17 protein-coding genes are annotated in these 19,362 nt (G+C 70.8%); 10 read left to right on the forward strand and 7 right to left on the reverse strand.

What is annotated here, in order from left to right; genetic code table 11:
• Positions 1–316 precede the first annotated feature (316 nt).
• The 3 genes from ACIRJR_RS33500 (at position 317) to ACIRJR_RS33510 (ending at position 4,288) form a co-directional block, all read left to right on the forward strand.
• Entirely contained in the window at positions 317–1,915 is a 1,599-nt protein-coding gene (locus ACIRJR_RS33500) for a sigma-70 family RNA polymerase sigma factor (protein ID WP_403787874.1), read from the forward strand.
• 139 nt (positions 1,916–2,054) lie between these two features.
• The gene (locus ACIRJR_RS33505) at positions 2,055–3,887 is read left to right on the forward strand and encodes an FUSC family protein (RefSeq protein ID WP_403787877.1); all 1,833 of its coding nucleotides are present in this window, start codon (positions 2,055–2,057) and stop codon (positions 3,885–3,887) included.
• A 23-nt stretch (positions 3,888–3,910) separates the two neighbouring features.
• Entirely contained in the window at positions 3,911–4,288 is a 378-nt protein-coding gene (locus ACIRJR_RS33510; RefSeq protein WP_403787880.1) for a VOC family protein, read from the forward strand.
• Between the two features lie 44 nt (positions 4,289–4,332).
• On the opposite strand, the gene ACIRJR_RS33515 is transcribed toward ACIRJR_RS33510, so the two are convergent.
• The 3 genes from ACIRJR_RS33515 to ACIRJR_RS33525 form a co-directional block, all read right to left on the reverse strand.
• Positions 4,333–4,674, reverse strand: a complete 342-nt coding sequence (locus ACIRJR_RS33515) for a hypothetical protein (RefSeq protein WP_403787882.1) — start codon at positions 4,672–4,674, stop codon at positions 4,333–4,335.
• 75 nt (positions 4,675–4,749) lie between these two features.
• Positions 4,750–6,480 (reverse strand): cytochrome c oxidase subunit I, encoded by a 1,731-nt coding sequence (ctaD, locus tag ACIRJR_RS33520; RefSeq protein WP_403787884.1) that lies wholly within the window; start codon positions 6,478–6,480, stop codon positions 4,750–4,752.
• Positions 6,481–6,663: 183 nt separating this feature from the next.
• The gene (locus ACIRJR_RS33525; protein ID WP_403788048.1) at positions 6,664–7,215 is read right to left on the reverse strand and encodes a glycoside hydrolase family 25 protein; all 552 of its coding nucleotides are present in this window, start codon (positions 7,213–7,215) and stop codon (positions 6,664–6,666) included.
• 202 nt (positions 7,216–7,417) lie between these two features.
• On the opposite strand from ACIRJR_RS33525, the gene ACIRJR_RS33530 reads away from it, so the two are divergent.
• A complete protein-coding gene (locus ACIRJR_RS33530; RefSeq protein ID WP_403787886.1) occupies positions 7,418–8,077 on the forward strand; it encodes an NADPH-dependent F420 reductase in 660 nt (219 codons plus the stop codon).
• Between the two features lie 23 nt (positions 8,078–8,100).
• Here the strand turns inward: ACIRJR_RS33530 and ACIRJR_RS33535 are convergent, their stop codons facing one another.
• Entirely contained in the window at positions 8,101–9,453 is a 1,353-nt protein-coding gene (locus tag ACIRJR_RS33535; protein WP_403787888.1) for a radical SAM protein, read from the reverse strand.
• Between the two features lie 146 nt (positions 9,454–9,599).
• On the opposite strand from ACIRJR_RS33535, the gene ACIRJR_RS33540 reads away from it, so the two are divergent.
• Entirely contained in the window at positions 9,600–10,130 is a 531-nt protein-coding gene (locus ACIRJR_RS33540; RefSeq protein WP_403787890.1) for an SRPBCC family protein, read from the forward strand.
• 205 nt (positions 10,131–10,335) lie between these two features.
• On the opposite strand, the gene ACIRJR_RS33545 is transcribed toward ACIRJR_RS33540, so the two are convergent.
• Complete coding sequence (locus ACIRJR_RS33545; protein WP_403787892.1) at positions 10,336–11,184, reverse strand: pentapeptide repeat-containing protein; 849 nt, start codon at positions 11,182–11,184, stop codon at positions 10,336–10,338.
• 131 nt (positions 11,185–11,315) lie between these two features.
• On the opposite strand from ACIRJR_RS33545, the gene ACIRJR_RS33550 reads away from it, so the two are divergent.
• Positions 11,316–11,795 (forward strand): hypothetical protein, encoded by a 480-nt coding sequence (locus ACIRJR_RS33550; RefSeq protein WP_403787894.1) that lies wholly within the window; start codon positions 11,316–11,318, stop codon positions 11,793–11,795.
• Between the two features lie 85 nt (positions 11,796–11,880).
• The gene (locus ACIRJR_RS33555; RefSeq protein WP_403787896.1) at positions 11,881–12,108 is read left to right on the forward strand and encodes a hypothetical protein; all 228 of its coding nucleotides are present in this window, start codon (positions 11,881–11,883) and stop codon (positions 12,106–12,108) included.
• Between the two features lie 110 nt (positions 12,109–12,218).
• On the opposite strand, the gene ACIRJR_RS33560 is transcribed toward ACIRJR_RS33555, so the two are convergent.
• Positions 12,219–12,977 (reverse strand): ArsR/SmtB family transcription factor, encoded by a 759-nt coding sequence (locus tag ACIRJR_RS33560; RefSeq protein WP_403787898.1) that lies wholly within the window; start codon positions 12,975–12,977, stop codon positions 12,219–12,221.
• Between the two features lie 211 nt (positions 12,978–13,188).
• On the opposite strand from ACIRJR_RS33560, the gene rhaI reads away from it, so the two are divergent.
• From rhaI to ACIRJR_RS33575, 3 genes are all read left to right on the forward strand, one after another.
• Positions 13,189–14,355 carry an L-rhamnose isomerase gene (rhaI, locus tag ACIRJR_RS33565; RefSeq protein WP_403787900.1) on the forward strand — a complete coding sequence of 389 codons (1,167 nt, stop codon included), beginning with the start codon at positions 13,189–13,191 and terminating at the stop codon, positions 14,353–14,355.
• Positions 14,356–14,420: 65 nt separating this feature from the next.
• Positions 14,421–16,466: a bifunctional aldolase/short-chain dehydrogenase gene (locus tag ACIRJR_RS33570; RefSeq protein WP_403787902.1), complete on the forward strand. Its 2,046-nt coding sequence runs from the start codon at positions 14,421–14,423 to the stop codon at positions 16,464–16,466.
• Positions 16,467–16,546: 80 nt separating this feature from the next.
• Complete coding sequence (locus ACIRJR_RS33575) at positions 16,547–18,028, forward strand: rhamnulokinase family protein (RefSeq protein WP_403787904.1); 1,482 nt, start codon at positions 16,547–16,549, stop codon at positions 18,026–18,028.
• A 103-nt stretch (positions 18,029–18,131) separates the two neighbouring features.
• Here ACIRJR_RS33575 and ACIRJR_RS33580 read toward each other — a convergent pair whose 3' ends face one another.
• Positions 18,132–19,190, reverse strand: coding sequence for an enoyl-CoA hydratase/isomerase family protein (locus ACIRJR_RS33580; protein WP_403787906.1), 1,059 nt, complete (start codon positions 19,188–19,190; stop codon positions 18,132–18,134).
• Positions 19,191–19,362: the final 172 nt, after the last annotated feature.

A 19,362-nucleotide genomic window follows, 5' to 3' on the forward strand; every position in this document is an offset into this window, starting at 1 on the left:
AGCGGTCATCGCCGAGCCCGAGCCGGAACCCGCGGCGGCACGCCCCCCCCCCCCCCCCCCCCCCCCCCCACCCCCCCCCCCCCCCCCCCGCCCCCCCCCCCCCCCCCCCGCCGCCCCCCGCCCCCCCCCCCCCCCCCCCCCCCCCCCCCCGCCCCGGCGCCCCCCCCCCCCCCCCCCCCCCCCCCCCCCCGTCCGCGTGTGCGGATCCGGGAGCGGATCTCGAGCACCTGACCGGATTCCTGTTATCGTCCCCGCCGCACAGCGTCTCCCGAGTGTGGGAAGTGACGGAACAGGATCCCGGAAGAGTGAGCAGAGCATGGGCGAGGCACGCGAGACAGCGTTGATCAAGGCCGCGCAGAAGGGCGACACGAAAGCGCAGGACCAGCTCGTCGCGTCCTATCTGCCGCTGGTCTACAACATCGTCGGCCGGGCGCTGAACGGGCATGCCGACGTCGACGACGTCGTCCAGGACAGTGTGCTGCGCATGCTCCGCGGCCTGCCCTCGCTGCGTACGCCGAGGAGCTTCCGGTCCTGGTTCGTGGCCATCACCATGAACGAGATCCGCGGCCACTGGCGCACGCGCAGGACCGGGGAGATATCCGCGGACGGGATGGAGGGCGCGTACGACGTCGTCGATCCCGCCGCCGACTTCGTCGAGCTGACGATCGCACGGCTCGGCCTGACCGGCCAGCGCCGGGAGGCGGCCGAGGCCACTCGCTGGCTGGACGAGGAGGACCGCGAGCTGGTGTCGCTGTGGTGGCTGGAGACGGCCGGGGAGCTGTCCCGGGCCGAGGTGGCGACCGCCCTCGACCTGTCCCCTCAGCACACCGCGGTGCGTGTCCAGCGGATGAAGGAGCGGCTCGAAGCGGCCCGGGTGGTGGTGCGCGCCCTGGCGGCGGAGCCCCGCTGCGTCCTGCTGGAGGACCTGGCGGCCCGGTGGGACGGGGTGCCGTCCGCGCTCTGGCGCAAGCGCCTGGCGCGGCATGCGCGCCAGTGCACGGTGTGCGCGGGGCACCGTTCGGGCCTGGTTCCGGCGGAGGGCCTGCTGGTGGGGTTGGCTCTGGTCCCGGTCGCGGCGTCTGCCGCCGGACCTGCGGAGGACCTCCTTCCGACGGCGTTCCTGCCCGCGACCGCCGCCGCGGTGTCCGGCGCCGGACGTGCCGAACGGCGGCGCGAGGGTGCGAGACGCCGTCGCCGCACCACGGTCGTCGCCGGACTGGCAGCCGTCGCGGTACTGGGAGGCGGCGGAGGTGCCGTGCACCTGTACACGGACGACGGCGGCGAAGACCCGGCGACCGCCGTGACCCCTCTCACGGGTCCGTCGGCACCGGTGCCCACGCCGTCCACCCCGTCGGCGTCCCCCTCCTCCGCATCCCCGTCGCCCTCCTCCGCCTCGCCGAAACCCTCGGCGAGCGCGTCTCCGTCCGCCTCCAGAAGCCGGAGCGCCCCCTCCGCACCCGAGCGGGCGCCGAAGCCGCGCACACCGTCCTCGGCGCCGGCGCCGGCTCCGGCGCCCAAGGCCTCATCCGCCCCGTCGGTGGCCGAGGAAGTCATCGCCCTGGTCAACAGCGAGCGTTCACGGGAAGGCTGCTCCGCGGTGAGCGGCGACAGCCTGCTGACGAAGGCCGCGTCGCGTCATTCCGCGGACATGGTGGCGCGGGACTACTTCTCCCACACCTCCCCGGACGGCACGGACCCCGGCGCGCGCATCACCGCCGTCGGGTACCGGTGGAGCACGTACGGCGAGAACATCGCGAAGGGCCAGCAGACCGCCGAGGCGGTGATGGACGCCTGGATGAACAGTGACGGCCACCGGGCGAACATCCTCAACTGCGCCTTCAAGGAGATCGGGATCGGCAGGGAGGACTCGTCGGGTGGCCCCGTATGGACGCAGAACTTCGCCACCGCCCTCTGACAGCCGCGCTCCGGAACACCGTCATGCTGCGGAAACGAGCAGGTAGCACCCCCTCCACGTAAGGGATCTAGGCTGGGGCCGAGCCCAGGCCGAAGGTGTCCGCAGGCGACACGACACCTTCCCCTCGGACAGGAGCACGGTGACCACACGCTCTCCGCTCACCCATCGGCTTCCCCCGTGGCTCGCCCACGTGCTGCGGTCCCAGCGCGGGCCCGTCCCCTGGAGCGCGGTCCTGCGCGGGGCGCTCGCCGCCGCACCCTTGCTCGTGTCGGTCCTCGCCGAGCGGCCGACCGCGGGGGTCCCGGCCGCGCTCGGAGCGATGCTGGCGGGTATCAACGACCGGCCCGGCAGCCGCCGCGCCTCGGTCGCCCGACTTGGGCTTCCCGCCCTGGCGGGCTCCGCGGGCCTGTTGTTCGGCACGATGACGGCGGCCGCCGTGGGCGGCGGCCGGTCCATGGTCGTCCTGCCGGTCGTGTTCGGGCTGCTGGGTCTGGTGGCCGGCGCGCTCAGTTCCACGGGGCCCGTGGCGTCGGCCTGCGGCACACAGATGCTGGTCGCGGTCGTGATCGGGGCCGGCATGCCGCTGCCCGAGCCCGGCCCGCTGCGCGCGCTGCTGTTCCTGGGCGGTGCGGGATGGCTCCTCCTGCTCCGGCTGCTCCTGCCCTCTCCGGGCGGGCTCGGCAGCGGGCCGTACAGGCTCGACGGCGAGCGGGAGGCGGTCGCCGCCGTGTACGAGGCCGTGGCACGGCTTCTGGAGGCCACCGGCGGCCCCCGGGCCCTGGCCGGGCGCGCGGCGCTGAGCTCCGCGCTCGACCAGGCGCAGGACGCGCTGTCCGGGCCGCGGCTGCGCCGCTACGCGAGCTCCGCGGCCGAGCGCAGGCTGCATGGTCAGTACGCGGCGGCGTTCCCGCTGGCCGAAGCCGCGACGGCGCTGGCCTGGGCCGGGGATCCGCTGCCCGCCAGGATCGTGGAGGGCCCCCGCAGGCTGGCGGCCGCGGTGCGGACGGGGGAGACGTGCGGGCCACTGCCCGCCCCGGCCCGTACGGATCCCGGGCTGAGGGCCCTGGACGATGCTCTGCTGCGTGCCGCGTCGGCCTTCGACGGTGGCGCCGACCCGGAGCCGGGCCGGCGCGGGCAACGCTCGCGGGCCTCCGTCCTCGGCCGGGCGTGGAGCGCCGCGGGGCGCGAGTACGGCCTGCGGGTCGCGTTGTGCTGTGCGACGAGTACGGTCGTGGCTCAGTGGCTCCACCACGAGCACTGGTACTGGCTGCCGGCCACCACGGTCTTCCTCGTGAAGCCGGACCTCGGGCCGCTGGCCTCGCGGGTGGTGTGCCGTGCCGTGGGAACGGTCGCGGGCGCCGCGGTCTTCGGCGTCCTGGCCCTGCTGGTGTCCGGGCCTTTCCCCCTGGTCGCGGCCGTGGCCCTGTGCGGCGCGCTCCTTCCGGTCGCCACCCGCCACTTCGCGGTGCAGACCTTGGTGGTCACCGTCCTCGTGCTGTCCCTGGTCCTGCTGGGCGGCGAACCCCCCGCTGCGTGGGGCCGGGTGGTGGAGTCCCTCCTCGCCTGCGGGGCGGTGCTGCTCGTGGGGCACCTCCCGCTGCCGGGGCGGCGGGGCCACACCGTGCGGGCGGCTCTCGATACGACGGTGGACGCGGCGCACCGCTACCTGGGGCATGTCCTGAGTGCTCCGGAGGACCGTGCGGGGAGGGGAGTGCTCCGCCGTGACGCCTATCGGTCGCTGGCGGCGGCGCGTACGGCGATCGACCTCTCGGCTGCCGAACTCCCGCCGGTGGCTCGGCACTCCGCCGGATCCGAGAGTGTCGCGGGGGCGGTGGAGCGGCTCATCGACACCACGACCGCGTGCGCCGTGCAGCTGGACCACCGTGCGGCCGAACTGCCGCCGCCGCACGCCAATCTGCTCGCCGCACAGCTCGCGGATCTCGACAGGGCGTGGGCGGTTCCCGTCCGGTGAGCGTGGGCTTCTAGGATGCGACCATGATCGCTGAGCTGCAGTGTGTGGTGCTGGACTGTCCCGATCCGGCGGAACTGGCCAGGTTCTACGCGGCCGTCCTCGGCGGGGAGGCCGACCGGCCCGACGGACGGTGGGCGCTCGGCGACGACTGGGCGACGGTGCACTCTCCAGCGGGACTCGTGCTCTGCTTCCAGCGGGTCGAGCCCTACAGCCCTCCGAGGTGGCCGGACCCTGACCGCCCGCAGCAGTTCCACCTCGACTTCGGTGTCCCCGAGCTGGAGCACGCGCATGAGCAGGTGCTCGCGCTCGGGGCGACCGTGCTGGACCGGGGGCCCGACGCGCGGGGATGGCGTGTGTACGCGGATCCGGCAGGGCACCCCTTCTGCCTGGTACGCCACTGACGTGCGGGGCGCCCGGGCGCGGGCCCGGGCGCCCCGCACGCAGGTCAGCGGCCGATCAGGGTGAGTGCGGCGCACATGCCGCCCACCGTGCCGACGGTCAGTACGGACATAGCCACACAGCGGATCCTCAGGCGTTCGTAACGTGCGGTGTACTCGCCCCGCAGTTCCACGGCACGGCCGGCGATCCTCGTGAGCGTCTCCCGGCAGAGCTCGACCCGGTCCGCCACGTAGACGCGCTCGACGTCGTCCCGCTGGGCGGTGGTGAGCCAGGGCAGTGCGTCGGTGAACCGGCGTGCCCGCCTACGGGCCTGCTCGACCTCGGCGTTCCAGAGCAGGTAGCCCTCAACCTGGGCCACACCTCGGGCACTCTCCTCGTCCGGCTTCACGCGGTCCTCCTCTCCTGTAGCCGTCGTCCGGTGCGTGCCAGGCGTCGCCAGGCAGGCGGGACTTTCGAAACACGCCTAAGCCTGCTTGTCCCCGGGCGCCACCGTGACGGATGCCTGAGGCTGGTTCACCGCGTCTTCGAGAGCGCGGATCGAGGGGTAGTGCAGGTCGAACGCCGGGGATTCGGAGCGGATCCGCGGAAGCGTCAGGAAATTGTGACGCGGGGGCGGGCAGGACGTCGCCCATTCGAGCGAGCGGCCGTAGCCCCAGGGGTCGTCGACCTCGATCTTCCTGCCGTACTTGGCGGTCTTCCAGACGTTGTACAGGAAGGGAAGCATCGACAGTCCGAGCACGAACGAGGAGATCGTCGAGATCGTGTTCAGGGCGGTGAAGCCGTCGGCCGCGAGGTAGTCCGCGTAACGCCGCGGCATGCCCTCCGCACCCAGCCAGTGCTGCACGAGGAAGGTGCCGTGGAAGCCGATGAACAGCGTCCAGAAGGTCACCTTCCCGAGCCGCTCGTCCAGCATCTTGCCGGTGAACTTCGGCCACCAGAAGTGGAATCCGGCGAACATCGCGAAGACCACGGTGCCGAAGACGACGTAGTGGAAGTGCGCGACGACGAAGTACGAGTCGGAGACGTGGAAGTCCAGCGGCGGCGAGGCCAGGAGCACACCGGTGAGCCCGCCGAAGAGGAAGGTGACGAGGAATCCGATGGACCAGAGCATCGGTGTCTCGAAGGACAGCGAGCCCTTCCACATCGTGCCGATCCAGTTGAAGAACTTCACACCGGTCGGGACCGCGATGAGGAAGGTCATGAAGGAGAAGAACGGCAGCAGCACGCCACCGGTGACATACATGTGGTGCGCCCACACCGTCACCGAGAGACCGGCAATGGCGATCGTCGCGCTGATCAGACCGACATAACCGAAAATCGGCTTCCTGCTGAAGACGGGGAGGATCTCCGTGACGATGCCGAAGAACGGCAGGGCGATGATGTACACCTCGGGGTGGCCGAAGAACCAGAAGAGGTGCTGCCAGAGCAGTGCGCCGCCGTTGGCGGCGTCGAAGACGTGTGCACCGAATTTCCGGTCCGCCTCCAATGCCAGCAACGCGGCGGCCAGGACCGGGAACGCGAGCAGGACCAGGACACCGGTCAGCAGGACGTTCCAGGTGAAGATCGGCATGCGGAACATCGTCATGCCGGGGGCGCGCATGCAGATGATCGTGGTGATGAAGTTGACCGAGCCGAGGATCGTCCCGAAACCGGAGAAGGCCAGACCCATGATCCACAGATCGGCACCGATACCCGGTGAGCGGACCGCGTCGGTGAGCGGGGAGTAGGCGAACCACCCGAAGTCGGCCGCGCCCTGCGGGGTGAGGAAGCCGGCCACCGCGATCAGCGACCCGAAGAGGTACAGCCAGTAGGCCAGCATGTTCAGCCGCGGGAACGCCACGTCGGGGGCGCCGATCTGCAGCGGCATGATCCAGTTCGCGAATCCCGCGAACAGCGGCGTCGCGAACATCAGCAGCATGATCGTGCCGTGCATCGTGAACGCCTGGTTGTACTGCTCGTTCGAAATGATCTGGTCACCCGGGCGGGCCAGTTCGGCGCGCATGACGAGCGCCAGGACACCACCGATGATGAAGAAGGCGAACGAGGTCATCAGATACAACGTGCCGATGGTCTTGTGGTCGGTGGTGGTCAGCCACCTGATGACCACGTTCCCCGGCTGCCGACGCCGTACAGGCAGTTCGTCCTGGTAGGCGGCATCGGCTTCCGCCGATACTGAGGGACCCCTCGTCGTCACTGCGGCACTCCTTCGGTCGACGGCCGATCTGCGGACTCGGCGACCAGAATGGACTCCCCGGGGCGGAACCGCAGGTCGTCTCCGTGCGCACTGCACCAGTGGCTGGCAAAGGACACTCCATTGGCCGATGGCCACGGCGTCCGTGTTGACGACCATGCGTCGTCCTCGGCTGCGTGCCCTCCCTCAGGGCGTGGCCCAGGCCCTCATCGCCTGCCGCGAGGGGAAGTCGGCCACGTTCTTGTCGAGGGGGTCGTCGGTGTACTGGTGGATGCGCCAGTCCGCGTCGATCCGTGGCGCTGCCGCCTTGCCGTAGTCGGCGATCCACAGCCCGTCGCCGGCGTACGAACTCGTGTCGTGGTTGATCCAGAACGAGCGGTTGCAGTAGAGCAGGACGCGGTGGTGCGGCCTCATCCTCTTCACCTCGCGGATGAAACGGTCCTTGTCCGCGCTGTCGGCGCGCGTGCCTTCGCCCGTCTGCTCCCAGTCGACGGCGAGGAGATCGCCCTCGTTCTCGGGTGTCCTCTCGACAAAGTACTCGGCCTGGTCCTTCGCGTGTCCGGGCCAGAGGAAGTGGTAGAAACCGACGACGCAGTCGGCGTCCCTGGCTCGTTTCACCTGACCCTTCATCTTCGGATTTACATAGGAACGACCCTCGGTCGCCTTGACGAAGACGAAGTCCAGACCGTCCGTGTCGAATTCCGTCTGATAGCCGCTGACATCGATTCCGTGCAGCACGGGCACCGCCTCCGAGTTGGGCAACGGGGTTCCGCTTCGGGTTCCGCTTGTCGCCCCATACGTGCCCTTCAGGAACGCTCTCATCCGCCGCCCCGCCGCCGAACCGATTCGGCGGGCCCGGAATAGGGTCACTTTCCCCGGGGTTGATGAACCGGCGAGACCCTTTCACCCCAAGATCCCGGCATCAGAAAGGTTTGAAATCATGAAGATCGGCATCATCGGGGCCGGCAACATCGGCGGCAACCTCGCGCGGCGGCTCACGGCGCTGGGGCACGACGTGTCCGTCGCGAACTCCCGCGGGCCCGAGACGCTCACGGCACTGGCCGAGGAGACGGGTGCCACGCCGGTGACGTCCGCGGAGGCGGCTCGGGGAGCACGTGTCGTCGTGGTGACCGTCCCCCTCAAGGCCGTCCCGGACCTGCCCTCCGGCATCCTCGATGGAGCGGCCGACGACGTCGCCGTCATCGATACGGGGAACTACTACCCGCAGCAGCGCGACGGACGTATCCCCGCCATCGAGGAGGGGCTGCCGGAGAGCCGTTGGACCGAGCAGCAGATCGGCCATCCAGTGATCAAGGCGTTCAACGGTACGTTCGCCCAGGACATCCTCGACAGGGGTCTCCCCCACGGTGCCCCCGGCCGCCAGGCCCTTCCGGTCGCCGGCGACGACCCGGCCGCCAAGCAGGCCGTCCGGGAGCTGATCGACGAGCTGGGCTTCGACACCGTCGACGCCGGCGGCCTCGACGAGTCCTGGCGTCAGCAGCCGGGCACGCCGGTGTACGGGAACCGGGGCGACGCCGGCACCATCGCGAAGGCGCTGGCCGACGCCGGCCCGGAGCGCGGCGCCGAGTGGCGCGCCTGACGCACCCGGCGCCCGGGGCAGGCTCACTTGTCGGCAGGGAGGCTGTCCATGAACGAACTGACCGAGAACACGGCCTGTCCTGGGCCAGCCGGACCGTATCCGGGCGGTGAGGACAGGCCGTACTCCTCCATGGTCGAGCGGTAGGCGTCGAGCAGTTTGATGTGGTACTCCAGCGGCGCCCCGTCGGGGTTGGTCTTCCCGAGGGGCGTGGTGGGCTCGGGGCACCAGGTGGTGAAGCGCGGGGTGATGCCGTGCGACATGAAGAAGCGCAGGCCTTCGGTGGTCGACGCGATGGCCTCGTCCACGGAGGCGAACCCGAAGGGCTCGGCCATCTCCACCCCGGCGACGAAGTTGGGGATCACGTTGCGGGCACCGAAGACCTCCGCGGAGTCCAGGATGCGCCGGTGCCACTCGTCGCGGCCGACGTAGCGCTCCTTGCCCGGGCAGTACAGCTCGAACAGGCGGCGGTCCCACACCTCGTAGTTGGGGTGGTAGATCTGCACGCCGTAGTCGTGGAAGCGCTGGACGTCGGCCTTCGGAAGTGCCTGGGCGACGACCTTGCCGGTCCAGCGGCCGGGGAAGCGTTCCTCGATGGCCTTGGCGTACTGCCCGTAGAAGTCGGCCTCGTCGCGCCCCTGGAGGCGGGAGGTGATGGCGCCGCCGGTGAGCGTGTAGGCGGTGGTCGTCCTCGCGGTGTCGTGGCGGTCGATGATCGCGAGGGCCTCCAGGACCTCCTCGACGTCCTTCACCCCCGTGTAGGGCCGGCCGGCCGCCTTGTGCTGGCGCCAGTTGTGGTTGATGTCGCAGTACTGGCACTCCTCCTTGGCGCCGAAGTACTGGCAGACACGGAAGACCGTGAGATAGATCAGGTAGCCCCACTGGATGGTGGGTGCCACCTCCATGACGGACTTTCCGTTGGCCAGCGTGTGCCGGTAGTAGTCCGGCATCGGGGGCAGCCCCACGTCGGAGATGCGGACGCCGTCGAGATAGAGCCCGAGGACTCCGTCGTCCCCGGCCGCCACACGGTACGGGGAGGCGGGGTTCACTCTCACCGACACCACCGTGCGGCGGAGGCCGTAGGGGCCGCCGGTGAGCACGACCTCCTCGGGCGGGCGGCGCAGCGCAGCGGCTCCCAGTTCGGGCAGCGTGCCGTGGTCGAAGGAGAAGATGAAGTACGACTTGGGTTTGACGTCCCCGTGCTCGTTGTCACTGAGCGCGGAGTCGTCGAACGCCATCCCTCCGCGCAGCAGGTCCTCCTTGAGGACGGCTTCTGCCGGAACATGGGGGAACTGCTCCATGAGCCGCTCGACCAGTCGTGTCCGCTCGCCGGTCGCGGCGGCGGTACGGGTGAGGCCGGGTTCGCTGGGGCTTGGCATGTACGGGCTCCTCGGGTCCGGTGTCCTGGGCGTTGTTGCGTGTACGCCACACTGTCCCAACGAACCAGTACCGCAGACCGTTCGCACATGATCCGTCCGGCTTCCCCGAGATGCCGGCCGGCCCGGAGGACGAAGGAGTACCTCTCATGCCCCGCACCATGTCCGTATCGGACACCATCCTGATCCGGGCGGCACCGTCGACCGTCTACGCCCAGGTGAGCGACCCCACGGCGATGGGGCGCTGGAGTCCGGAGAACCGGGGCGCGAGGGTGCTCGGAGAGCTTCGGCGCGCTCATGTCGGGATGGTCTTCGAGGGCCGGAACAAGCGCGGCTCCTTCCGCTGGACGACGAGGTGCACGGTGACGGCCGCCGACCCGGGCGAGCGGTTCGCCTTCCGAGTGCACGCGATCGGTGCGCGGCGCCCGCGGCTGCCGGGTGCCATCGCGCTGTGGGAGTACCGCTTCGAGCCGGTGGACGGCGGTACCCGTGTCACCGAGACCTGGACGGACAACCGGCGGGCGTGGCCCGACTTCCTCGCCAACGCCTTCGACCGGGTCGCGACGCGCGGGCACACCTTCGCGGAGTTCCAGCGCGGGAACATCCGCACGACCCTGGAGCGCCTCAAGGCCGCGATGGAGCAGGGCGGTCCGGAGCGGACCGACGTCCCTCAGGCGTAGCTCCTGCCGGGCGTACGGACGCTCCACGCGCGGCGACGGAAACGGGGCGCCCGCCGGTGCCGGGCGCCCGCGTACCGAAGCCCGGTGACAGGCCGTCATGCGGCTGCCGGACGGCCCACGGAGGTACGCGCGGTCGGCGTACGGGGCGGAGCCGTCACGGCCGTACGAGGAGTGCGTGGGCGAACGTGTGCCGTCCGGAACCGGGTCAGTTCGCCACCCAGTGCGGGGGCCGGGTCAGCGCATCCGGCAGCCGGGTGCCGCTGCTTCCCTTGGCTGCGTTCAGCTGGGCCTGCGTGAGGAAGAGTGCGCCCGTGAGATCGGCGTCGGACAGGTCGGCGTCACGGAAGTCGGCGCCGATGAGCTCCGCGCGGCGCAGGTCCGCTCCGCTCAGGTCGGCCGCGATGAGATACGCCCCTCGGAGTTCGGCGCCGCGCAGGTCGGCGCCGTTGAGCCGGGCTCCGATGAGGTCCGCACCCCGTCGGCCACGCTGCTCGGTCCGGGGAACCGTGGCCCGTTCGAGTTCGCCGGCGCGCAGGAACAGGGCGGCGGTCCGCTCCCGGTGGGCGGCGACGTCCAGCTCGGCCAGCTCCTCGGCGGGCGCGTGGGTGAGGCGTTCGGTCGTTTCGAGGGCGTCGCGGAGCTCGGCGTGCAGAGGGGCCGCCGCCGGCAGGGTGAGGGCCTCGGCCAGGTACCAGAGCAGTTCGTGAAGCTGCCGCATCACCGGGAAGACCTGGAACATCTGCTGGGCGGTGTCCGGTTCCGCACGCCAGTCCCGGCCCGAGTAGGTCTCCTGGGACACCTTCTGCCCCGCGCCGAAGCAGTCGTACACGGTGCAGCCGGAGAAGCCTTCGGAGCGCAGCCGGGTGTGTATACCGCAGCGGAAGTCCTCCGCGAGGTTGGGGCAGGGGGTTCCGGCGTCCTTGTCGATCGCGAAGTCCGCCGACGCGGTCAGCGTCAGCGCGACGCAGCAGAGCCCGAAGCAGTTCGCGCAGTCGGCGCGCAGTGCGCCCTGTTCGCTGACGGCTCGTTCGGCCGTAGCGTCGTCGTCGGGCATGTGCCTGGTACCTCCGGTGTCGCGGCGTCGGCCTCAAGCCTACGGGTGCTCGTGGACCGGACGTGCGTCCGTTGTCGGTGCGCGGGGGCACACTGGGCGACGGAGTTCGGTACCGGTGAAGGGGGCAGGACATGGGCGCTGCGCGGGAGACGGGGTTCGAGCCGGCGACCGGTGACGGCCCCCCGGCCCCCGACGCCGCGGGCCGGCGCGGAGCGGAGGTGCGGACGGCCTTCGAGGGAATGCTTCAGATCAGGCGGGTGACCCGTGCGGAGCACACGGATCCCGAAGGTGTGCCGGCCGTGTGGGAGCTGCGAAGGCCCCTGCGGGCCGTGGCGCTGGCACTGGAGGCCGCCGGGACACCCGCGTCCGCTGTCGGCCCGTCCGGCGAGCGGACCGCCACGGGCTATCGCGTGAGCCAGGGCGAGACCCCCGGCTCGGCGCGGGTCGAGTGGGCGGGGCCGCCGGGCAGCGGGGCGACGAGCGACGAGGAGGAGGCGCTCGCCGGCTGTGCCACGGTGCTGCGGCGCCTGGGCTGGACGGTCCTGTCGTACCGCGGACCACGCCGTCGGCGCTTCCTCGAGGTCGAACCGCCTCCGGACGCCCGCCCCTGAGCACTCCCCGGAGCGGCCGGACCGGTGTTGTCGGACTCATGAGGGATGCTTGACGGTCCGACACCTCTGACCGGGAGATGCTGAGATGCACCAGGCCGAAATCGCCGCGGCGCAGGCGTACATCCGTCTACTGGCGGCCACGCGTGCCGTGATCGACGACCCGGACGACGCTCCGCAGTACATGCCGTTGCTCACCTCCCCCATCGAGGAGGCCGACGAGGCTCTGCGGAACGCGGGGCTCATGGGCAACGAGGACAGGCTCTTCACACTCGTGCGGCAGTTGCGGCCGAGCATGACGGGTTCGGGTCGCTGACGGGAAGGACTCGGGCCGCGGTGGGCCGCCCGGCTCCCGTGAGGGACGTGCGGTGAGGGCCGGGCGCTCCCGCGAGGCGGCCACCGCGGCGGCCACCGCGGCCTTGGCCGCTACCGGCCGCCGTGGAGGAGCGATCCGGGGGTGGTGAGGAGCTCCCCCGTCTCCAGCCAGGTCTTCAGGCCGGAGAGGATCATCGGCCAGCCGCCGTACAGCTCGTCGTTGGCCCCCTCGCGCAGCTCGTCGTGGGTGACGGTCAGTCGGCACGAGTCACCGATGGGTTCGATCTCCCAGGTGACGCGGGTCGGGCCCTCGCTCCTCACCTCGTCGCTCCAGAGCGCGACCATGCTCTGGACGAGCTTGCGCGGCGGGTCCACCTCGAGGTTCTGCCCCTCGCCCAGGGCGCCGGGAGCTCCGGGCACACCCATCTCGAAGCGTGAACCCCGGGTCCAGTCCGAGGTGACGCCGGCGCCGAAGTTGTACTTGCTCCTGATCCCGGGATCGGTGATCGCCTCCCAGAGGCGCTCGGGAGTGGTACGGATGTAGATCTCGAAGACCTTCTCCATGGGATCCTCCAGTCCGCTCTTGAGGGCACTGAGCCCGGCGGCCCAGGGCTCCGCGTACTTGCTCACCCAACGGTCGTGGACGAGTCGGATGGGCACCGGGTTGAGGAAGTGCAGCTTCTCCCGCCCTCGCCGTCGTGTGACGACCAGGCCGGCTGCCTCCAGCAGCTTGAGGTGCTTCATCACCGCGAACCGCGTGATCTCGAAGCGGCCCTCCAGCGCACCCAGTGTCTGCCCGTCGTCGCGGAAAAGCTCGTCGAGCAGAGAGCGCCGCGTCGGATCGGCCAGAGCCTTGAACACTGCGTCCATACACCCAAAATATGTGACCTTTCGGTCACGTGTCAACGCGGGAAAGCTGGCCGGAGACCCCGGATACACGCGGTGAATTGATTCAAATCGCGAGAAACCTGAGCAGCTCCTTGACTAGCAACAGTGCCCAAACTTAGCGTACGTTCCAGATGAAACGATTCACATCCTCGATCCTGACAGGTCGCCGGATGACTCTGCTTACGAGGTGTTCATGTCTGATGTGTCGGCCGTCAAGGCAGCTCTGAAGTCTCAGGTCATCGAGACGCCCTCTTGGGGATACGGCAACTCCGGGACCCGTTTCAAGGTCTTCGCCCAGCCCGGCGTCCCGCGCGACCCGTTCGAGAAACTGGCGGACGCCGCGCAGGTGCACGCGTACACCGGAGTCGCCCCGAAGGTGTCTCTGCACATCCCCTGGGACAAGGTGGAGGACTACGCGTCACTGACCCGGCACGCCGAGGGACTGGGGCTGCGGATCGGCGCGATCAACTCCAACGTCTTCCAGGACGACGACTTCAAGCTGGGCTCGGTCACCCACCCGGATCCGAAGGTCCGCCGCAGGGCCACCGACCATCTGCTCGAATGTGTCGACATCATGGACGCCACCGGCTCGCCGGACCTCAAACTGTGGTTCTCGGACGGCACCAACTACCCCGGCCAGGACGACATCTCGGGTCGTCAGGACCGGCTGGCCGAGGCGCTGGCCGAGGTCTACGGGCGGCTAGGCGAGGAGCAGCGGATGCTGCTGGAGTACAAGCTCTTCGAGCCCGCCTTCTACACCACCGACGTCCCGGACTGGGGCACGTCGTACGCCCACTGCCTCAAGCTCGGGCCGAAGGCCCAGGTCGTCGTCGACACCGGCCACCACGCGCCGGGCACCAACATCGAGTTCATCGTGGCCTTCCTGCTGCGCGAGGGGAAGCTCGGCGCCTTCGACTTCAACTCCCGTTTCTACGCGGACGACGACCTGATGGCGGGAGCGGCCGACCCGTTCCAGCTGTTCCGGATCATGCATGAGGTGGTCAAGAACGGCGGTTTGAAGGCCGAGACCAACGTCAACTTCATGCTCGACCAGTGCCACAACATCGAGGCGAAGATCCCGGCCGTCATCCGTTCGGTCACCAACGTCCAGGAGGCCACCGCGAAGGCGCTGCTGATCGACACCGAGGCGCTGGCCGAGGCGCAGCGCTCCGGTGACGTCCTCGCCGCCAACGGAGTGCTGATGGACGCGTTCAACACCGACGTGCGGCCGCTGCTCGCCGACGTCCGTGAGGAGCTCGGTCTGGGACGCGATCCCTTCGCGGCCTACCTCGCCTCCGGCAACCAGGAGCGCATCGCCGCCGACCGCGTCGGCGGGGAGCAGGCGGGCTGGGGCGCCTGAGCCGCGCTCCCCCGCCCACCTCGTCCAGCCGCAATCGCTCTTCCCCTCTCCCTGAAGGAACTCTCATGACGTCCGCGACGCACGCCGAGGTCGCCGCGCTCCTGGAGCGCGCCCACCGGATCGGATCCGACCCGCGCAACACCAACTACGCCGGTGGCAACGCCTCGGCCAAGGCGACGGAGACCGACCCGGTCACCGGTGGCGAGGCCGAACTGCTCTGGGTGAAGGGCTCGGGCGGTGACCTCGGCACGCTGACCGAGGCCGGTCTCGCCGTGCTCCGGCTGGACCGGGTGCGAGCGCTCAAGGACGTGTACCCGGGGGTGGACCGCGAGGACGAGATGGTCCCTGCGTTCGACTACTGCCTGCACGGCAAGGGAGGCGCGGCTCCCTCGATCGACACCGCGATGCACGCACTGGTCGAGGCCGCCCACGTCGATCACCTGCACCCGGACTCAGGGATCGCTCTGGCCTGCGCGGCCGACGGCGAGAAGCTGACCGCCCAGTGCTTCGGCGACAAGGTGGCCTGGGTGGGATGGCGCCGGCCCGGCTTCCAGCTGGGCCTCGACATCGCGGCGGTCAAGGAGGCCAATCCGCAGGCCGTCGGCGTGGTCCTGGGCGGTCACGGCATCACGGCCTGGGGCGACACCTCCGAGGAGTGCGAGCGCAACGCCCTCTGGATGATCCGCACCGCTGAGACGTTCCTCGTGGAGCACGGCCGGGAGGAGCCCTTCGGCCCCGTGCTCCCCGGCCGGGAGGCACTGGAGGAGGCGGCACGCCGGGAGCGGGCGGCGGCCCTCGCTCCGGTGATCCGCGGACTGGCGTCCACGGACCGGCCCCAGGTGGGGCACTTCACCGACGCGACGCCCGTGCTGGACTTCCTGTCGCGTGCCGAGCACCCCCGTCTCGCAGCGCTCGGCACGTCCTGCCCCGACCACTTCCTCCGTACGAAGGTCAGCCCACTGGTCCTCGACCTGCCGGCCGACGCGCCGCTGGAGGAGGCCGTGGCCCGGCTGGAGGTGCTCCACCGCGAGTACCGGGAGGCGTACCGCGCGTACTACGAGCGCCACGCGGCCCCCGACTCGCCGGCGATGCGCGGCGCGGACCCGGCGATCGTGCTGGTGCCCGGTGTAGGCATGTTCTCGTTCGGCAAGGACAAACAGACCGCCCGGGTGGCCGGGGAGTTCTACCTCAACGCCATCAACGTGATGCGCGGCGCCGAAGCCGTCTCCGCCTATGCCCCGATCGAGGAGTCGGAGAAGTTCCGCATCGAGTACTGGGAACTGGAGGAGGCCAAGCTCCGCCGGATGCCGAAGCCGAAGGCTCTGGCCGCACGGGTCGCACTCGTCACCGGAGCCGGGTCGGGCATCGGGAAGGCCATCGCGCACCGGCTCGTCGCGGAAGGTGCCTGTGTCGTCGTCGCCGACCTGAACGCCGTCAACGCGGCGGCTGTCGCCGAGGAGCTCGGCGGCCCGGACAGGGCCGTCGCGGTGACCGTCGACGTCACGTCGGAGGAGCAGATCACCGATGCCTTCCAGGCCGCCGCGCTCGCGTTCGGCGGTGTCGATCTGGTGGTGAACAACGCGGGGATCTCCATCTCCAAGCCTCTGCTGGAGACCACGGCCCGGGACTGGGACCTGCAGCACGACATCATGGCGCGTGGCTCGTTCCTGGTGTCCCGCGAGGCGGCACGGGTGATGCGCGCCCAGGATCTCGGTGGCGACATCGTCTACATCGCGTCCAAGAACGCGGTGTTCGCGGGCCCGAACAACATCGCGTACTCGGCCACCAAGGCCGACCAGGCCCACCAGGTGCGCCTGCTCGCGGCCGAGCTCGGCGAGCACGGCATCCGGGTCAACGGGGTCAATCCGGACGGGGTGGTGCGGGGCTCCGGGATCTTCGCGGCGGGTTGGGGAGCCCAGCGCGCGGCGACGTACGGCATCGAGGAGGAGAAGCTCGGCGAGTTCTACGCCCAGCGCACGATCCTCAAGCGCGAGGTGCTCCCGGAGCACGTCGCCAACGCCGTGTTCGCCCTGACGGGTGGGGACCTGACCCACACCACCGGGCTCCACATTCCCGTCGACGCCGGTGTGGCGGCGGCGTTCCTGCGCTGACCACGTGCCACCCCGTCGCGTCCCGGATGCTCTTACGGGAACACCGGGGCGCGGCTCCGTCCGGATCGGATGAGATTTCCATGTCTGCGACTTCACGACACGACGCGGTGTTCGCCGCGGTGGACCTGGGCGCCACCAGCGGCCGCGTCATCACCGGCAGGGTCGGCCCGGACCGGCTGGCGCTGACCGAGACGCACCGCTTCGCCAACACGCCGGTCCGTCTCCCCGACGGTCTCCGGTGGGACGTGCTCGCCCTGTACCAGGGCATGCTGGAGGGGCTGCGTGCCGCTGCGCGCAGTGGGACCGTCGCCTCGGTGGGTATCGACACCTGGGCCGTGGACTACGGTCTCCTGGACTCCGACGGGTCGCTCCTCGGCCTCCCGTTCCACTACCGCGACGAGCGCAACGCCGCGGCTGCCGACGAGGTCCTCGGCCGCTTCGGGGCACAGGAGCTGTACGACGTGGGCGGGCTGCAGCATCTGCCGTTCAACACGGTCTTCCAGCTCGCCGCCCACCGTTCGACGGCTCAGTGGGCGGCGGCCAGGACGCTGCTGATGATGCCCGATCTGCTGGTGTACTGGCTGACGGGGACGATGGGAACGGAAGTGACCAACGCGTCGACGACCGGTCTGTTCGACGCGCGTTCGGGCCGCTGGTCCGACACGTTGATCGCGCGAATGGGGCTGGAGCGTTCGCTGTTCCCCGCCCTGCGCGAACCCGGCGAGCACGCGGGAACGCTGCTCGCGCAGGTGGCCGGGTTCACCGGTCTGCCCGCGGACACACCCGTGACCGCCGTCGCCTCGCACGACACCGCCTCGGCCGTGGCCGCGGTTCCCGCCGCCGAACCGGGGTTCGCGTACGTTTCCTGTGGCACCTGGTCGCTGGCCGGTCTCGAACTGGACGCACCGGTGCTGACCGAGGAGTCGAGGGCCGCGAACTTCACCAATGAGCGCGGAGTGGACGGCACGGTGCGCTATCTCCGCAACATCATGGGGATGTGGCTGCTGGAGGAGTGCCGCCGCACCTGGGAACGCGACGGTAGGCCGACGGCGCTCGCGGGTCTCCTGGCGGACGCGGCACGTGCCCGGCCGTTCGCCGCCGTGATCGACCCGGACGATCCGGTGTTCCTGCCGCCGGGAGACATGCCGTCGCGTATCGACGCCGCCCTCACCCGGACGGGGCAGGCCCCACCGGCAGGCCCGGGGGGATACGTGCGGTGTGTCCTGGAGAGCCTGGCGCTGGCCCATCGCAGGACGCTGCGCGAGGCGGCCGGCCTGGCCGGACGAGAACTGACACGGATCCACCTGGTCGGCGGCGGTTCGCGCAACGAGTTGCTGTGCCAGTGGACGGCGGACGCGACCGGCCTGCCGGTCACCGCGGGACCGGCCGAGGCCACGGCCCTCGGGAATGTGCTGCTGCAGGCGCGGGCCCACGGTCTGGTGGGCGGGCTGACCGAGATGCGCGCGCTCGTGGCGCGCACCCAGCCGCTGCGCCACTACACCCCGCAGGGTGACCCCGGAGCCTGGGACCGGGCAGCTGACCGGCTGGCCGTACGCGAATGAGCCGGCCCCCTGGCCCCGCCGTACGCGGATGAGCCGGAGCCAGGGGCCCGGGCGGCGTCGTCGGGCCCCGCTCGCCCGGAGCCCCGGCGCGGGGGCGGCGCGGTCAGACTGCTGCCAGCCCCAGTTCCTGGTCGCCGAGCGGCTCGAAGTGGCGGGCCACGTCGGCGTCACTGACATCACCGAGCTCGGCGGGGCTCCATCGGGGGGTACGGTCCTTGTCGATGATCCGGGCGCGTACCCCCTCCACCAGGTCGTGGCCCGTGAAGGCCCGGCAGGAGACGCGGAACTCCTGGTCGAGCACGGCTTCGAGGCCGCTGAGCCCCTTGGCACGCCGCACCGCTGCCAGGGTGACCTTGAGCGCGGTGGGTGAAGCGGCGAGGAGCTCGGTCGCGGTCTCCTTGGCGGCGGGGAGTCCGCTGCCCACCAGCCTGTCGATGATCTCCTCGACGGTGCCGGCCGCGTAGCAGTCGTCGATCCACGCGCGGTCCGCGGTGAGTTCCCCTTCGGGGGCTTCGGTCGCGTACCGCCGCACGAGGTCCGTCACCCCGCCGGGTTCCGCGCTCCGTGAGAGGTCGGCGGCGAGGTCGTCGAGGCGGTCCGACGGGACGAAGTGGTCGGCGAGTCCGCACAGGACGGCGTCAGCCGCGCCGACCGCCCGGCCGGTGAGGGCGAGGTGCGTGCCGAGTTCACCCGGTGCCGCGGCCAGGAGACAGGTGCCCCCCACGTCGGGTACGAAGCCGATTCCGGTCTCGGGCATCGCGACACGTGAGCGCTCGGTGACGACGCGTACGTCACCGTGGGCGGATACGCCCACCCCACCGCCCATCACGATCCCGTCCATGAGCGCCACGTACGGTTTCGGGAACCTCGCGATCCTGGCGTTGAGCCGGTACTCGTCCCGCCAGAAGTCGACGGATGCCCTGCGGCCCGCGCGGGCGTCCTCGTAGATCGAGCGGATGTCCCCGCCCGCGCAGAGGCCCCGGTCCCCCGCTCCGCCGATCACCACGGCTGCGACCGTGTCGTCGGCGGCGGCCAGGGCGAGCGCGTCGCCGATGCCGCGCACCATGGTGTGCGTGAGCGCGTTCAGTGCGCGGGGCCGGTTGAGGGTGATGTGCAGGACACGGCCCTGGGTGTGCAGCAGGACGGGCTCGTCGTCGTTCATGTGGGCGCTCCGGTCAGCCGTGGACGATCTCTGCCCGCCATTCTGCGACGGCCGTCGCGGGGCCCTGGCGCCGGGTCCGCCGCGACAGCGCTGTGGCACTCCCGCATCGCGGGCTCGACAATTGAGACCGACGGGCCGCGACGTCCAGCAGCCCCGCCGGACAACCTCCGGA

Source organism: Streptomyces sp. NPDC102402 (genome assembly GCF_044765765.1).
Taxonomy (GTDB): domain Bacteria; phylum Actinomycetota; class Actinomycetes; order Streptomycetales; family Streptomycetaceae; genus Streptomyces.

What these genes read in the sequence shown, in the direction of transcription:
- ACIRJR_RS33575 (WP_403787904.1), top strand. Translation starts at nt 16,547, where the DNA reads ATGTCTGCGACTTCACGACACGACGCGGTGTTCGCCGCGGTGGACCTG.
- ACIRJR_RS33535 (WP_403787888.1), bottom strand. Translation starts at nt 9,453, where the DNA reads ATGCCAAGCCCCAGCGAACCCGGCCTCACCCGTACCGCCGCCGCGACC.
- ACIRJR_RS33545 (WP_403787892.1), bottom strand. Translation starts at nt 11,184, where the DNA reads ATGCCCGACGACGACGCTACGGCCGAACGAGCCGTCAGCGAACAGGGC.
- rhaI (WP_403787900.1), top strand. Translation starts at nt 13,189, where the DNA reads ATGTCTGATGTGTCGGCCGTCAAGGCAGCTCTGAAGTCTCAGGTCATC.
- ACIRJR_RS33540 (WP_403787890.1), top strand. Translation starts at nt 9,600, where the DNA reads ATGCCCCGCACCATGTCCGTATCGGACACCATCCTGATCCGGGCGGCA.
- ACIRJR_RS33550 (WP_403787894.1), top strand. Translation starts at nt 11,316, where the DNA reads ATGGGCGCTGCGCGGGAGACGGGGTTCGAGCCGGCGACCGGTGACGGC.
- ACIRJR_RS33560 (WP_403787898.1), bottom strand. Translation starts at nt 12,977, where the DNA reads ATGGACGCAGTGTTCAAGGCTCTGGCCGATCCGACGCGGCGCTCTCTG.
- ACIRJR_RS33510 (WP_403787880.1), top strand. Translation starts at nt 3,911, where the DNA reads ATGATCGCTGAGCTGCAGTGTGTGGTGCTGGACTGTCCCGATCCGGCG.
- ACIRJR_RS33530 (WP_403787886.1), top strand. Translation starts at nt 7,418, where the DNA reads ATGAAGATCGGCATCATCGGGGCCGGCAACATCGGCGGCAACCTCGCG.
- ACIRJR_RS33570 (WP_403787902.1), top strand. Translation starts at nt 14,421, where the DNA reads ATGACGTCCGCGACGCACGCCGAGGTCGCCGCGCTCCTGGAGCGCGCC.
- ACIRJR_RS33555 (WP_403787896.1), top strand. Translation starts at nt 11,881, where the DNA reads ATGCACCAGGCCGAAATCGCCGCGGCGCAGGCGTACATCCGTCTACTG.
- ACIRJR_RS33580 (WP_403787906.1), bottom strand. Translation starts at nt 19,190, where the DNA reads ATGAACGACGACGAGCCCGTCCTGCTGCACACCCAGGGCCGTGTCCTG.
- ACIRJR_RS33500 (WP_403787874.1), top strand. Translation starts at nt 317, where the DNA reads ATGGGCGAGGCACGCGAGACAGCGTTGATCAAGGCCGCGCAGAAGGGC.